Source organism: Nostoc sp. UCD121, assembly GCF_014222285.1.
Classification (GTDB): domain Bacteria; phylum Cyanobacteriota; class Cyanobacteriia; order Cyanobacteriales; family Nostocaceae; genus Nostoc.
In genome coordinates, this window is the sequence record NZ_JACKZS010000004.1 from 68,721 (window position 1) to 84,267 (window position 15,547).

General features: G+C 41.2%; 16 protein-coding genes. 2 read left to right on the forward strand and 14 right to left on the reverse strand.

Features of this window, described 5'->3' with window-relative positions:
- Positions 1 to 468: 468 nt before the first annotated feature.
- Positions 469 to 1,044, forward strand: a complete 576-nt coding sequence (gene cobU / locus GNF10_RS01785; protein ID WP_185584972.1) for a bifunctional adenosylcobinamide kinase/adenosylcobinamide-phosphate guanylyltransferase — start codon at positions 469 to 471, stop codon at positions 1,042 to 1,044.
- Positions 1,045 to 1,089: 45 nt separating this feature from the next.
- Positions 1,090 to 1,509: a hypothetical protein gene (locus tag GNF10_RS01790; RefSeq protein ID WP_185584966.1), complete on the forward strand. Its 420-nt coding sequence runs from the start codon at positions 1,090 to 1,092 to the stop codon at positions 1,507 to 1,509.
- Between the two features lie 156 nt (positions 1,510 to 1,665).
- On the opposite strand, the gene GNF10_RS01795 is transcribed toward GNF10_RS01790, so the two are convergent.
- From GNF10_RS01795 to GNF10_RS01860, 14 genes are all read right to left on the reverse strand, one after another.
- Positions 1,666 to 2,385: a DUF4079 domain-containing protein gene (locus GNF10_RS01795; protein WP_185584965.1), complete on the reverse strand. Its 720-nt coding sequence runs from the start codon at positions 2,383 to 2,385 to the stop codon at positions 1,666 to 1,668.
- Positions 2,386 to 2,806: 421 nt separating this feature from the next.
- Positions 2,807 to 4,474 (reverse strand): glycosyltransferase family 39 protein, encoded by a 1,668-nt coding sequence (locus tag GNF10_RS01800; RefSeq protein WP_185584964.1) that lies wholly within the window; start codon positions 4,472 to 4,474, stop codon positions 2,807 to 2,809.
- Positions 4,475 to 4,634: 160 nt separating this feature from the next.
- On the reverse strand, positions 4,635 to 5,429 hold the full coding sequence (locus GNF10_RS01805) for a GNAT family N-acetyltransferase (protein WP_185584963.1): 795 nt from the start codon (positions 5,427 to 5,429) through the stop codon (positions 4,635 to 4,637).
- Positions 5,430 to 5,846: 417 nt separating this feature from the next.
- Complete coding sequence (locus GNF10_RS01810) at positions 5,847 to 6,767, reverse strand: NAD(+) kinase (protein ID WP_012411870.1); 921 nt, start codon at positions 6,765 to 6,767, stop codon at positions 5,847 to 5,849.
- A gap of 6 nt (positions 6,768 to 6,773) precedes the next feature.
- The gene (gene nuoK, locus GNF10_RS01815) at positions 6,774 to 7,079 is read right to left on the reverse strand and encodes an NADH-quinone oxidoreductase subunit NuoK (protein WP_006199065.1); all 306 of its coding nucleotides are present in this window, start codon (positions 7,077 to 7,079) and stop codon (positions 6,774 to 6,776) included.
- A 59-nt stretch (positions 7,080 to 7,138) separates the two neighbouring features.
- Positions 7,139 to 7,753, reverse strand: a complete 615-nt coding sequence (locus GNF10_RS01820; RefSeq protein ID WP_185584962.1) for an NADH-quinone oxidoreductase subunit J — start codon at positions 7,751 to 7,753, stop codon at positions 7,139 to 7,141.
- A gap of 131 nt (positions 7,754 to 7,884) precedes the next feature.
- Complete coding sequence (gene ndhI / locus GNF10_RS01825) at positions 7,885 to 8,469, reverse strand: NAD(P)H-quinone oxidoreductase subunit I (protein WP_185584971.1); 585 nt, start codon at positions 8,467 to 8,469, stop codon at positions 7,885 to 7,887.
- Between the two features lie 218 nt (positions 8,470 to 8,687).
- Entirely contained in the window at positions 8,688 to 9,806 is a 1,119-nt protein-coding gene (gene nuoH / locus GNF10_RS01830; protein WP_114083481.1) for an NADH-quinone oxidoreductase subunit NuoH, read from the reverse strand.
- 317 nt (positions 9,807 to 10,123) lie between these two features.
- Positions 10,124 to 11,260, reverse strand: coding sequence for a citrate synthase (locus GNF10_RS01835; RefSeq protein WP_185584961.1), 1,137 nt, complete (start codon positions 11,258 to 11,260; stop codon positions 10,124 to 10,126).
- Between the two features lie 108 nt (positions 11,261 to 11,368).
- A complete protein-coding gene (gene sixA, locus GNF10_RS01840; protein WP_185584960.1) occupies positions 11,369 to 11,863 on the reverse strand; it encodes a phosphohistidine phosphatase SixA in 495 nt (164 codons plus the stop codon).
- A gap of 112 nt (positions 11,864 to 11,975) precedes the next feature.
- A complete protein-coding gene (locus GNF10_RS01845) occupies positions 11,976 to 12,311 on the reverse strand; it encodes an HNH endonuclease (protein WP_185584959.1) in 336 nt (111 codons plus the stop codon).
- A gap of 70 nt (positions 12,312 to 12,381) precedes the next feature.
- Entirely contained in the window at positions 12,382 to 12,591 is a 210-nt protein-coding gene (locus GNF10_RS01850) for a hypothetical protein (RefSeq protein WP_185592284.1), read from the reverse strand.
- 745 nt (positions 12,592 to 13,336) lie between these two features.
- Complete coding sequence (locus GNF10_RS01855; RefSeq protein ID WP_185584958.1) at positions 13,337 to 13,807, reverse strand: DUF29 domain-containing protein; 471 nt, start codon at positions 13,805 to 13,807, stop codon at positions 13,337 to 13,339.
- Between the two features lie 175 nt (positions 13,808 to 13,982).
- The gene (locus GNF10_RS01860; protein ID WP_185584957.1) at positions 13,983 to 15,269 is read right to left on the reverse strand and encodes a bifunctional oligoribonuclease/PAP phosphatase NrnA; all 1,287 of its coding nucleotides are present in this window, start codon (positions 15,267 to 15,269) and stop codon (positions 13,983 to 13,985) included.
- Positions 15,270 to 15,547: the final 278 nt, after the last annotated feature.

Sequence of the window (15,547 nt, forward strand, 5' to 3'; positions counted from 1 at the left end):
CCCAATGGTGTTGAAGAAGAGGCAGGGGGGCAGGAAGCAGGGGGGATAATTCAGATGGGGATTCGACCCAATAGAACTAGAACCACACTTGGTTGTTGTAGGGGAATCAGACCCATGTTCTGCTTCGCTCCACAACAGGGAGCAGAGATCATTTCCCCTTGCTCCTTTTCCCCCTGCCCCCTGCCTCTTGTTGAATCATTAAGAATGGGGTTGTTGGGATTTTTGGCTTTTGCCAGTTGTGACATCAACGATGTTGGTGCTAATTTTATCCCTTAAAAGTTATTTGAAACCAAAAATCTCGCTGATGAAGTAAAAACTGTGGTGATAAATTGCAACCGTAAGCATATTGTTGTTGAAGAAGGCAGAATTCAGAATTCAGAACAAGAAAGTTCGAGGAGCGTACCGGAGGCATTATTCTGGCTCCTGATTTCTGAATTCTCGTTTTGTTACAATACTCAGAAAACAACTTTGGGTAAAATCATCTTAATAACAGGGCCAGCACGATCTGGTAAAAGTGAATGGGCAGAAACTCTGGCTATGGAGTCAGGGAAAGGAGTTGTTTACGTAGCAACAGCCACGGATAATACAGATGACCAGGAATGGCATCAACGTATTTTAGAACACCAACAACGCCGTCCCGAAGACTGGGTAACTCTATCCGTGCCTATAGAACTGTCTGCTACCCTCGCCGATGCCAAACCCTATAACTGCCTTTTAGTGGATTCTTTAGGAACTTGGGTTGCTAATCTCTTAGAAGAGGACGAATCTAGCTGGGAAAATATCGTTGTAGAGTTGTTAGAAACGGTGGATCTAGTTGCTGCTGATGTGCTGTTTGTAGCAGAAGAGGTGGGTTGGGGTGTAGTACCAGCTTATCCCCTTGGGAGGATGTTCCGCGATCGCTTGGGTTCTTTAGTGCGCCAACTAGCTGCCCTTAGTGAAACTGTTTATTTAGTAACTGGTGGTCATGTTCTCAATCTCAGTGTCCTTGGTTCGCCATTGCCAGCCAGAGAAGATGCTGGAGTATTCAAAAGTCAAGATTCTTAACTATTGATTCAAATGAATCCAAAATCTAAAATCTAAAATTGTCTTATGGCAACCAAACAAGAAGTTAGAGGATACCTTGCCTACTGGTTTCAGTTGGGTAAGAAAGTGATTACGGGCAACGGTAAGGCAAGCATTTTGCCCAAATCGGTGCTAAATGGCGATCGCTATAGTGAAGAATTTGAAGAGTGCTGGCAAAAAATTCTCTCCCCGGAATCAGGTGATTGTCACCTAGAGGGTACGCAAGAAACCATTGCTGAACTATTAACACCAGCATGGGATATGGTTCCTTGTGGTCGTTGCAGTATGCCAGTAGCCGCGCGAAACGTCGGGATGCCAGCATTGTTATGTCCCTGTAATAGTTTACCTAACTGGCCTAATACAGAACTGCCAGCGCCACGAGAGCCAATTAAGACTCAAGACCAACTTAAAACAATTTGCGATCGGCTCGTAGATAATATTTCTTAAAAAAGAAGCAAGGGCGCAGGGAGTAGGGAGCAGGGGTAATACGGTTCGGTTAAGGCAAGAGACGCAATTTATCGCGTCTTTGTGATCGAGAGGTGTCATCAAAAAACCTTATTGCCTCTGCCCCTTAGCTTCTTCAATTATTGGAAATCCCTTAGTTCACTTTGGTGGTTGAGAATTTGGCGTTGGACAAGTTTTATTAGCAAAATCACACTGATAAATATACGGTTCTTGCCAACTTAAGGGAATTTCTAATAAATCTCGCGTTCCTGTCATACCTTGTCCAATAAATAGCAACAAAGCAATGCAGTTTAAAATCGTATGAACGATCCGCCAGCGATTGGATTTATCTTGATAAATATCTTGAACAATAGCTAACGAAAAAATCATTAGCAGTGCTGCGGTAATACCAATATAATAATGTGACCAATACCACTCATTGGTACGGCGAAATACTCCATCTTGACAGCCTAGGATGACTAAACCTGCACCAGTTAAAGTAGCAAAAGCTGCCCGCCACACTCTCTGCTTTGCCCGATAAAGAAATACTAAAGAGGCGGTAGTAGCAGCTAATATTAATAGGATAAAAACAACTTGAAAAGGTGTTTTATTCCATAATTGATTTTTAATAGTATTTTTGCCAATAGGGTAGCTTAATCCAATTAAAGTTAATCCGACAACTGCACTTGTTAGTCGTTCTCCTAACTGCTTATGCTCTACACCCACCACTGGGGGAATTTTGCTCTTACTTCCGTTTAAAATTTGCAATCTGCGTTGGCGTGTTTGCCAAGCAAAATTAACCACTGTCCCGATTAGTGGAAACACGAATATGATTGCGATCGCTGGATGTAAAAGACCAAGAAAATCTGCTATTCCCATACAACACCTTTAAATTAATCATTAAATTAATCTCAAATGACAATTTAAAGCATCGTAGTACTACTTAAATTAATTTTAGATAAGAATCTGTTGAATATTTATTTTTGTTATTTTTAGCTAATTTTAAGCAAGTAAAAATGTTAATCCCTTTTGAACAATACAGCATTTTCTGCTGCTATGAGGTAAAGATACTTGGGATGCTATTAGTAGTCTGTCAAGCTAGTAATGAAAAGTTTGTAGTAAGCACTTTAGTGCTTAGAAAATAAGGACTGAAGTCCTTACTACGAATTTTCTTACCCATCAATTTAAACTTGACAGACTATTAACACAGATAAACAATAATTCGATCAATGAGTGTACCTCATAACTTCGGGAAGTGCTGTAATTATCTAAAAACTAAACTTGTCTTATAACCTTATAGTCAACGATTGGATAATTTCGTCTTGCGGAGAATATCACGTTGGCGTACACTGCGAGGTTTAGCTAATTTCCAAACCGAATAATAATTGTCACTATAAACAATGTCTGTTTTTAAATTATATTTTTTTTCTATCGTTTCGCGCCAAGTGTCTGAAGGATTGAATAAAAAAACATTAGCAAACCTATCAGGAATTTTAGGAATTTTTTGATTTTGAACCAACAGAAATTGTACCTTTGGCTCCAAAAGATAGCTCAGAGAAAAAACATTTCCATAATTATTACCCAAAGCATCACTAATCAAAAGTGGGCGAGTGGTCAGATTGATAATTTGGGCAACTTGAGGATTGCCATAGCTTATACCCTTATTCCACCAAGTTTCTGCTTGAAAATTAACCTTACAAGAAATTAAACCACAAATAATTACCAATCCGACGATCGCATACCAAATATTCTGGCGTGACACGCTCTCATTATATATTTTTGTATTTAGTAAGTAAGCAACAGCTACTTGAATCCCTAAATAAGATGGTATGAAATATGGTTCAGATGATTGTATACCCTCAACCATCAAATCTGGCAGTATTGGGACGACAATTAATATTATGATAAACAACCAAACTTTATAGTTAGTTGTTTGGCAAAGGAAATAAATTGAATATCCTATAAACATGAAAAAAGTTAATGTAATTAAATAGTAAAATTGATTATCTGAACTCAGGTCTATATCAAAAAATATTCGGCTTAATTGCATCAACAAAAATTTCAATTTAGGCATCAAAGAGGACTGTGGTGTTGCCTTATCTGCTGAAATCAAAAATTGGAAAAAATCACCTATCACAACCACGAGCCAAGGCATGAAGGCTAAAAAACCTATCAATGATGCTATAAGATAAGTTCTGACAGTTGAAGAGAACTGGAATCTGGCAGTAATAATAACATAAATTCCGTGAGCAACTGCGACAAATGCACTCCAAAGAAATGTATAAAGACTGATTGCCAAAGTTACTGCATAAATACTCCAGATAGTAAATATTTCTGGCTGCTGTCGTTGTTTTGCTAGCTCATCTCGATCTTGTGATTCCAGGCGCATTGCTCGCAGCAAAGAAGCGCTAGATAGTAATATGGTGACTAACCAGAGAATATATTCTTGTGCTTCTTGGGCGTATACTAGTTGAATTGGAGAAATTGCCATAAGTGCGATGGCTACGCCCGCCGCAGGCATCGCTACACCAGGAACTGATAGCGGCACATTAAATAATTCTCGACATAGCCAATAAACACCAGGGAAAACCAGCAAACTGATCAAAGCAGATAAACTTCTGATCGCCGTCACCGAATTACCAAAAACTTCCAACCACAATCTGGCTATTATGTAATAAAGCGGTGGATGCAAAGAATCTTCTTTAGCCAAAGTCATTATTGTGTCATTTAAGCTTTTTTGATTTACCCCTTGAAACTGAGCAAAACTTTCTTTGCCGATGACACTACCATTAAACAGTTTGTTTTGTGCTTCAGTTCTTGTATAACCAGAAATTCGCAATGAGGTATAGATTTCATCATGGGAGTAAACCTTGGTATCAAGGTTAAAAAAGCGAAACAATACACCCATTGTCAATAAGAAAATAATTAAAAATCGCAACCAACTCGGAGCAATTTTGAGGTGGCGCATAAGTAGTTTTCCCAATATTTTGTCTAAAATAATTCAGTCAGGCGCACTTGATGAAGTGTCGCAGCTACGCCCATCATGATAATCCGTAATTCGTAATTACGAGTTATATCTAAGTCTGTTCATTACACATCCCAAGGTAGGTTAGGACTAAAGATAATTTTTACAATATTTGATAATGCCATCTAGCAAAATCTTTGGTATTAGATATGGTTAAAAAATCAATAGTTTTAAAGTGCCGATCGATAGCGGGAATACTGCATATTTTAGCTCCAATATTCAAGTATGCCTGCAAAATTTTAGGAATTTCCACATTATACGAGTCTGGACAATTTTGAGGTAGTTCTAGACAGGATTGTGAATTTGGATAAACCAAAATACTTGGATGCATCAAGCCATTATTCTGAAAATAATTATAAGTGCAAATAGCTTGCGAAGGAGATTGCGTTAGTAATGACGCACAGCCAAAGAAGTATTGATTTTTACTCCAGACAAGATAGTTTGCTAGCCCTTTCCATAATAGTAAAAGTGCCTGACTGTTACGGTATTCTTTAGCTATACATGCACGGCCAACTTCAACTGATGCCTGAAGTACAGAATTAGGAATTGCATTAAGATTAAATATATCGGCAGCATCAAAGCCTAGTCTTTGAGAAGCCATTGTATAGGTTTGCATCCGATAAGTTCCAATGGTTTTACCCGTTTGTTTGGAAATCATGATTAAATGATGGCAAACTGCATCAAACTTATCTATATCCATCTGAGTAAAGTTAGAAGCAGAAAATCCCAAGCCTAGTTCTAGATTAAAAACTTCAAATCGTAACCGAAATATTGATTCTAATTCTTCTTCGGTTGAAGCCAGTCGTAGGGTATATTTTTCAGTTTGAAGTATGGGGAAATCTTCAAAAGAGGGAGGAGGATTCAGTGAGTAATTGATGTTGCATCCAGAAACTTCCATCTATCTTCCTACCTAGATTTGCGAAAATATCCTACTATGATTTAGGCACTATACAAATAGTTCACATTATGCGTTAATGTGTCGAAGCGTGATTGAGACAGTTTTCGATAAAATAACCTCTAGAGAGCTTTCTTGCTCTTTTGGATTAGAGGTATAGTGCTTTTATTATGGACATTAATTCCTAAAAAATCTGGCAATAAGATACAAAATTTTCCTTTGATATAGGTTATAAATACAAGTCAAATAAAAGGACAAAGAGATAGGCTTTTACCATAAGTCTCAGCAGAATTGGGAAAGCCCCTAGATGAATCTAGGGGCTTGGATGGTTTTGATTGCGTAGGCGTAGCCCGTCGTAGACATCGCCTACAGCCGACAGAGCGATCGCAATCTGCGGTAGATGCACTCTAAAATACTTAATTAATTACGGTGATTATTGTTGTAGTGAACTCTTGTACCAGCCCAAAGCAACTTCTCCCGTAGCGTCTGATAGTAGGAATTGTTCTCGCGCAAAATAATAAATTTAGCCCGACACTCTGCCATCCGCACATCAACGCGGTGTCCAGGCCAAATAGAAGTCCCTAACACTCCATCTGTCCACAGTTTGGTACTCAAATCGTAATCCCCCAAAGGCCAAATACTCACCACAGAACCAGGGGGTAAAACGAGGGGGCGACTAGAAAGGCTCATTGCACAAATGGGAGTGATGGTAAGCGCCTCCATCCCATCGTGCATAATCGGCCCATTAGCAGAAACGGTGTAACCAGTAGAACCTGTGGGAGTCGAAATAATCAACCCATCCCCAACGTACTGATCGACTACCTCACCATCGATTTCCATTTCTAGAATTGAGGTTATCATTCGGTCAGCAGAGGCGGGTTTGACACAAAATTCATTCAAAGCCAGGTAACGCTCACTGACTGGTTCTAAATTAGAGCCGTGACCCTCATACACCGCAGCTTGTAACATCATCCGTCGTTGGATAGCATAGCGATCCTCAAACAGCCGATCCCAAACTTTCTCTGTATCCTGAAATTCTTCCACCGACTCAGTTAAAAACCCCAGATGACCTCCCACATTCACTCCCAGAATAGGGATACCAGCTGGGGCTAGATGTCTGGCACCAGTTAAAACAGTACCATCGCCACCGAGTACCAAGGCGAGATCGATTGGTTGAGCCGCCGAAGCCAAAAAGACTGGATAAGGGTTGTCTTTTGGCCCACTTGGCCCCATCAACACCTGGCACTCGCGGCTTTCTAGTTGTTTAGCACAGATTTCTGCCCATTGTTTACTCCGGGCATCCCGCGCTTTATAAGCAATGATTACCTGCTTGAGTTGCACGCACAATTACCACTTCAGGAGATTGAACTGCTCCATATCGACGGTATCGCGGTTGCGATAAATGGCAAGCACGATCGCTAAACCCACCGCCGCCTCGGCCGCGGCCACGGTAATCACAAACACTGTGAAAACCTGACCCTTAATTAATGTTGAGTCGAGGAAGTTGGAAAATGCCATTAAATTCAGATTAACAGCATTGAGCAGTAATTCAATTGACATCAGCACCCGCACAGCATTGCGGCTAGTAATTAAACCGTAGATGCCGATGCAGAATAAAGCTGCTGCTAGTAATAAAAAGTACTGGAGTTGCATGAATTTGGGTATCCCTCCTGAAAAAACTGGCTGTTTATCTGCGAATGAAGTCGCAAATATTATTCTTTTGTCTCGCTGGTTGTTGATACTAGTTCTCTGGGGCGTTCTTGTAAAGTCAAAACAGTTTGCCCCACATTGGATCGTGTCAATTGGTCTGGCAAATACTCACGACGTGCCAAAATAATTGCTCCTACCATCGCTATCAGCAGCAAAATGGAAGCCAGTTCAAAAGGTAGTAAAAAGTCAGTGAAAAAATGCTCTCCAATTACAACTATTGAGCTTTCACCACCCACTACAGGAGTAGTTGAGTAAGCCCAAGGAGTAGCCAGCACCATTGTACTTAAAAGACCAAACAATCCTACGCTGACTAGACCAGTAAGTAATTTACGCACCCAAGAGTTGGGAAATGCGACAAAATCTTGACGCTTGTTCACCAACATGATGGCAAACAAAATCAGCACGTTAACCGCCCCAACATAAATTAGTATTTGTGCCGATGCAACAAAATCACCATTTAGTAAGAGGTAGATTCCCGCCATACTGATGAACACACCCCCCAGCATAAAGGCAGAATAGACAATGCTAGAGAACAGCACCACACCAATGGCTGCCCCAATCATCATCACGCCCAGTATGCCAAGTGATACTAACTGTACTCCTTCTGCTAGATTCACTGTTTTTTGTCCTTAGTCATTAGTCATTGGTCATTAGTCATTGGTAATTAGTCATTGGTCATTGGTCATTGGTCATTAGTCATTGGTTAAATAACAAAGGACGATAGACATAATGACAATGCAAATGACATTTATTTTTCTGTTTGTTCTACCAGGTCTTCTGGACGCGCACCTGCACGTGGTGCATCTGCGGGCAGCCCGTGGGGTTCGAGGACACCCTTGGGTAGGTAAACTAGTTCGCGCAGTGGTGTAACCATTGGATCATCTGTTACCTTATAGGGCAGACGACCTAGGGCTACGTTGTCATAATTCAATTCATGGCGATCGTAGGTGGAAAGCTCATACTCTTCTGTCATCGATAGACAGTTAGTTGGGCAAAATTCCACACAGTTACCGCAAAAGATACAAACTCCAAAGTCAATGCTGTAGTGGTTGAGTTTTTTCTTTTTGCTGGCTTTGTCGTATTCCCAATCGACTACAGGTAGGTTAATTGGACAAACGCGAACGCAAACTTCGCAGGCGATGCACTTGTCAAATTCAAAGTGAATCCTACCGCGAAACCGTTCGCCAGGAATCAATTTCTCGTAAGGATACTGTACGGTAATCGGTCGCCGTCGCATGTGGTCGAATGTGACAGAAAGCCCCTGACCAATGTAACGTGCAGCTTGTACCGTTTCTTTGGCGTAATCACCAACTTGTTTCAGGAACTTGAGCATTTTTAGTTCACTCTCTCTTTTTAAGCTATCAGCGTTATTTATCCCTTGTCTTTTGTCATTGGTCATTAGTCATTTGTAGAAATGACCCTTATGGGTGACGCTCCTACGTCGCTACCGCTTCGCTAACGCCAGTCACTCATGGGGGAAATCCCCTTGGCGCTAGCCTCTCCCTTTGGGAGAAGACCGCGCTGGCTCACTAATAACTAATGACTAAATGACTAACCACCAAAAGCGAAGGGAAAGGCTAGTTTCAGAGCGGCGGTTAATAGAAGATTAACCAAACCAACTGGCAACAAAAACTTCCATCCTAAATCTAACAGTTGGTCAATCCGTACCCGTGGCACTGTCCAGCGCAACAGGATGGCGACAAACACTAGTAAATAGGCTTTGAAGACGGTCATCGTGATTCCCAAAGAAGCAGTTACTATTTGGAACACGGGATTTAATTCACTGACTCCCAGCCAACCAGCGATGAGGTTGAGGGGAATAGGAAAGTCCCAACCGCCCAGGTAGAGAATTGCTACTAGTAAGGATGAGAGGATCAAGTTAACGTAGGAACCCAGGTAGAAAAGACCGAATTTCATGCCTGAGTATTCAGTCTGATAACCTGCGACGATTTCTTCTTCCGCTTCAGGTAAGTCAAAGGGTAATCGTTCGCATTCAGCTAGAGCGGCTATCCAAAAGATCAGAAAACCGATTGGTTGTCGCCAAATGTTCCAGCCCAGAATGCCGTAGCCAGATTGTTGATTGACAATATCAACAGTGCTGAGGCTGTTAGACATCATAGCGATCGCTAACACCGCCAGCGCCAAAGGAATTTCATAGCTAATAGATTGCGCTGCTGCCCGTAAGCCCCCTAAGAGGGAGTATTTGTTATTAGATGCGTAGCCAGCCATTAGCAAGCCAATGGGTTGAATGCTTGACAAGGCAATCCACAAGAATACGCCCATGCCCACATTGCTAATAACGATATTCTGCCCAAAGGGAACGATCAAGAACGACAGAAACACCGGAATTACAACAATAATTGGGCCCAGGGTAAACAGCCAGGGGTCAGACTTGGCTGGTACTATATCTTCTTTAAATACCAGCTTCAAACCATCAGCTACAGGTACAAGCAAACCAAAAGGCCCCTGGTATTCTGGCCCAATTCGCTGCTGTGCGGAAGCGGAAATTTTCCGTTCTAGCCAAGTAGCAACTAATACCCCCACTGTTGCCCCAATCAGCATCAGTATCATTGGCAGAGGCATCCAAATCGCTTTGGCTGTTCCTGCTGGTATACCTAAATCCCGGAGGGATTCAATAAAAGTTCCTTGGAGGTCTATTCCTGAGTTCATGTTTCCGCTCTTTAAGACATCGAGTCATAGTGAATTACAACTATTAGTTAAATTAATACCTGTAAATTCACCCATTTTTAATTTTTGCCCAGATGATGCTTGATAGAAGATTTGTCGCTAATTCCCATGCCTAGTATATCCTTGGATGGTTTTAGCCCTCTGAAGCGATATGAGAACTTCTACTTATGATTGGCATTGGGATTGGCTATTCAAGGAGCAAGTGAGACGAAGGGACAAGGGGACAAGGGGACAAGGGGACAAGGGGACAAGGGGACAAGGAGAATAACTATGCCCCATGCCCAATCCCCAATCCCTAATTACCGTTGGTCAATGGGAGTATAAGTAACTTCGTGCAGACCGTTGTAAACCTGGGTAGGACGGAAAATCCGGTTTTCTTCTAATTGTTCTTTCCAGTGGGCTAGCCAACCGGCAACCCGAGCGATCGCAAATATTGGTGTAAACAAGTCTGTAGGAATCCCCATCTTCCTATACACCAAACCTGAGTAAAAGTCAATATTGGGATAAATCCCTTTGCTACCGAGTTTTTCCTCTACCACTCGTTCCATTTCTTGAGCAATGTCATAGAATTTGTCATAGCCAAACTTCTCAAACAGTTGCTCTGCTAGACCTTGTAAAATTATGGCTCGTGGGTCTTTTACTTTATACACACGATGTCCAAAGCCCATAATCTTAGATTTAGTTTCTAGACAATGATCTATGTAAGGACGGACATTTTCTACAGAGCCAATTTTTTCCAACATCTGAATTACTTCTTCATTGGCTCCACCATGCAGGGGCCCACCTAATGTTCCCACAGCACTAGCAACCACAGCGTAAGGATCAGTTAAGGTAGAAGCTGTCACCCTAGCACTGAAGGTAGAAGCATTCATTGTATGCTCGACTTGAAGTATCAAGCAGATATCAAAAATCCGCGCCATTAAAGGATCGGGTTCTTTCTCATCGAGCATGTATAGAAAGTTGGACGAATAGTCTAAGTCATCACGGGGACGTACCGGGTCATTGCCTTTTCGCATCAGTTGGAACGCCGCCACCATCGTCGGAATGGTTGCTATCAGGCGCACCACGGAATCTCGAATGTAGGCAGGATTATGTAAATCCCGGAGTGAATAAAACAAACCTAAAGCAGCAGCAGAGGCTTGTAGGGCATCCATTGGGTGGCCGCTTTCTGGAAAGCATTTCATCATGTCCCGAATGCGGTATTTTATCCGCCGGTGGTAACGAACTTCATGCTCAAATCCTTCCAGTTCTTCCTTGCTTGGCAGTTCACCCCAGATTAAGAGATAAGCAGTTTCTAGGAATGTACTTTTTTCTGCTAGTTCCTCAATCCGGATGCCACGATATTCTAGTATTCCTTTTTGCCCATCAACATAGCTGATACTTGATTGAGCGGCGGGAATGCCTTCTAAACCAGGCTTGTATTCGCACACCATCATGGCACCACCATTTGCTTTTTGAAATATCTGATCAAGCTAACTTACCAGAAATTTATTGTCGCCATAACAGTATCCGTTCTAACAACAATCGAAAATGTTGGAAAACTGTTATAGCAGGTACTTGGGTGGTGTCAACCAAAACATCTGACTCCGACCCAGAGGAGAACCTGTTTCTGGTAGTTTTATCCCAATCATACCTGCTTTTTTCAAGACTAAGCTTTCTTTGACTTCTCCCCACAGGAGAATTTCTGCCCAATTGGTCAAATCAGGTTCGTGTCCAACCAGCGCCAGTTGGGTATTTTGGGAATAATTTCTCGGTTCTAACCAGTTTTTTAGCCAATTAGAAATTTGACCATCGTGGGCGAGGTGGTTAGATTCCTCTAACTGAGAGCTTAGTTTTTCTGCTATCAGGATTTCAGCCGTTTGGCGGGCCCGCACTAATGGGCTGGTGAGAATCAAATCAAAGCTTAAACCCAATTTAACAAGTTTCTGGGCAACTTTCTCAGTTTTTTGCCTTCCTTCTTTGGTAAGGCTGCGTTCCTCATCCTTGATGCCTAATCCCTTGTCTTCGGCGATGCCATGACGAATTAAGTATAGTTCCATTCTTTTAGTTTTATTAACGTAGCCCTTGCTTAGTTAGGATTCACGTCTGGTGTGACTTAATCTATCCTAATCTTAATTATTATTACGTATTCGTTGATCTGATTTTAAATTATTAAACAGTAGGACACCATTTACACTGATCAAACCTCTGTTTTAAATACTCTTGTTTTGGATGGCAAATTTGATCTTCTGGAACTCGCAACTTTATCCCATCAATTCTTCGATACTCAGTGGTTTGAAGAATTGGGGAAATATGCACCATCATTGTTTTTGGATTAATGGCAATGAGGTTTAAGTCAAATAAGGTATGTAAATCAGCACGTAACAATAAACCATTTGACGGATCATTATTTTCGGTTTCAATATAAGGAATAATGTGGGCAGCTTCAAGTGCAGCCTCAGCATCAAAATTTGTAATTGCACATTTGCAAGAATAGGCTTTCAGCAAAGATTGACGAAACTGTGATTGACCCTGCCTCCTAACTATTGATACAGCAATTTTTTGACGAGCCTCAGTATCACTTGTAAAAGTGAAGAAATTTTCGCTCTTCTATCGCAGGCAATAATTCATTCGTCTCTGGCAATGGCTCTGGCTCAATCAGCAGTATTTTTGGCTCCGGTTCTATCGGTGCTTCTGGAGGCTTAGATATCTCACTCTCCCTCTTAATAATTGATTTACAATTCTTTATTCTCTCAATTGCTTTGCCATCTTTTGGATCAACTTCCAAAGCTAGTTGATAAGCATCAATTGCAGCTTGATACTGCTTTTTTTTCTTCCAATCATCTCCTTGGTCAACAAATACATCAACAAGTCTTCGCCCTTTTTCTAACCTTTGATATTTGAGAGAATGTTCTTTCCATTCTGAATCTAAAAAGGGAGCAGCTTTACTATTGAATCTACAACCGCCACCTCCAAAATTAAAATTTATACCTTGAAATTGAGGTAATCTTCTTAAATTCTTTTGTTCCAGAGGGAAATCAAAATCAACAACTGAATCTATTTGAATGTAAACGAAAAAACATCCAGCATTATCGGATATGTACGCTTCACTTAAATCTGAATATTTTTTGCTATCTAGAACCTTTGGTTGATAATCTTTTGGTGCTGCAATAATATGACCAGCAGCAATAAAGCCACTAGGTTCATTGCCAGTATTTCCGCTTCTCTGAAAGTAGGCTCTATCTCCAACCTATATGAATCTAGAATTCGAGCAACTCCAGGATATTTCGTAGTATTCTCCTGACGAAATTTCTGACTTTATCAAGCCAGGAAGTTTACTATTTTTAATGATTCCTTGTCCACTGTTATATTTTGCTTCACCGTTGCAAAGAAAAATTATAGTTTCCATCAAAAATAAAATTGACTAATCATGATTGCCATGATGCTAGCCATTTATCATACTAAATATAATCCGTATATTTGCTTAATTTAGACTATGATTAGCGGTTGTTAGAGGGTAAATAACTTTACGATTATTCCTCAGCATTATGATAAAAGTCTAAGTCTAAAATCTCATCAACAGAAAACGGACAAACGATCGCAAAGTTATCTTCTGATAAACTTGTTTCCACCATTGCCTCTCGCCGCGCTCTTTGATAGGTAGTATTTATCCACTCGGCATCATTTAAAAAACGCCGCAAGCTGGGACTTTCTTGCAGCAATTCATCTATATTCAGTCGCTCACGGGTAATGGTCACTTGCCAACTGTGACTACGACGTTCTGGTTGATACTTCCATTTCAACAAATGCGATAAGACTAACCGCAACGCACTTTGCAACGCCCGTTGTTGACTCTTACCCAAGTCCACCACTTCCTCAATTAAGTGTTCTAAATCTAGGATGTCCCATTGGTGCGATCGCAAAAGCTCTGCTGTCTGCTCTACCCAAGCATAAAAATCTTGCTCATACAGAGTTTGTAAGATTTGGAGTTTTAAAGATTTCATGGCGCTCCTTCTTCACAAATAAATAAGTAGGCGCAAGTTAACTTTGATTTAGTTCAGTCTCCGTCATAAAACCCAAATTCCCGACTTTTATCAAAAATCGGGAAGGGATGCTATCTGAACAAACACTTTGACTGCTGCATTAGTTAGGAGTTCTCCGCCTCTCCTTGAGTTCCCTTTACTCCGACTGAATCGGGTTGTCTCTAGGATTAACCAACCTCAGCAGTTTTTGCTTAATTTGAGCGTCGAATACTTCCCATTTCATTTTCGCATAAGCGGAATTTTCGTTACTGCCAGATAAGAAGCCCATCGGAATTTCAAAGCCGCCTGCGCTTGTCCTTCCACCGCCAAAAAACCGCCCGGCGCTATCTTGTCCGAAGGCTTCTTTGATGAATTCATCAGGGTCAAGGGTCAGTTTGCTAGTTCTCAGGGAACCGATGACTATTTCCAGTTCATCGTCTTCATCGTGAACAATGCCATAAACTACGGCAGTGTGAACGTTTTCTTCGGTGACGAGAAAATCAGCCGCTTGGGGGATGGCATCGCGGTCATCGTAGCGTAAGTAACCTACACCAGCAATGGAAAAGTTATTTTGGACGATGCGATTTTTTAGCGATCGCTCGATCACATCCATTACCCGCTTGGAACGGTTCGCCTGTAAAATGGCGTTTAGCAATTGGGCATCATAAAATCGGCTTAAATAAGCAGCTGCCATAAAGTCTTCTTCTTGAGCTTGCATTAACCGATTTGTATCCGATCGCAAGCCGTGCATCAAGGCAGTTGCACATTTAACGTGTTGATTTATGCTGCTATCTAATGCCAATAACCCCGTTTGCAGATACTGCGTAAAAATTGTTGCCGTTGCTCTTACGTAAGGGCGAATATCCTCAAACTCTGAGTGCAGATCGCCTTGGATACTATGATGGTCAACGAGTACCACTAAGGGAATCTTAGCCTGCTGCACTGCTGATAGTAGCTGTGAAGTAGTTCCCTGGTTATCAATTAATACAAAACCTTGATAAGATGACAAATCTTTAGTTTTCAAGGTTTGCGGTGTCCAGCGTTGGATAGGTAAGTTAGTCAGCCTTACCAAGGCAATATTTTCTTGATGGCTCAATGCGCCAGCATAAATGATTTCGCATTTGATATCATATTGCTGGGCAATTAACTGATAAGCCCATGCACAAGAAAGGGCATCAGGGTCAGGAAAATCTTGCAAAATTACCAGTTGGCGATCGTGTCGATGTGCCAAAAGGTTTTTTTGCAGTTCTTCGGACTTTTGTTGTGCCAGAGAATTACCACGTTGACTAAGAAATATAGCTCCTTCACCTACCGATGGCGGTAATGATGGACTTTTAAATGCAACTTCCACTGGCGCTTTCTCGATTTCAGGTTCCTCTGGGTTTGGCTCTGTTGTGGTCAATGACAAATTCTCAAACTGAGTAACGGGAGAATTTAAATACATAGGGAACTTTTTTTTAAGTGTGAGGCTCCTTTAATTCAGAAATACTAAGATCAGCTATTCACTGAATTCAGCCACATTATTTTGATCTTCGCAAAAATATAAAGACATTGCACTATACATCTAAGTATATTTTTTGTCAGTAACAGCGCTTGACATCAACTAAATTCTACTAAAGGATGTATGAGTCCTGAAGACAAGAAAGTTTAGTATATTTGGCTGTATTTGGGAGCATAAACTTGTTTGAGGAGCTTTTTTCATCTTCCGTAAATTGAACCAGC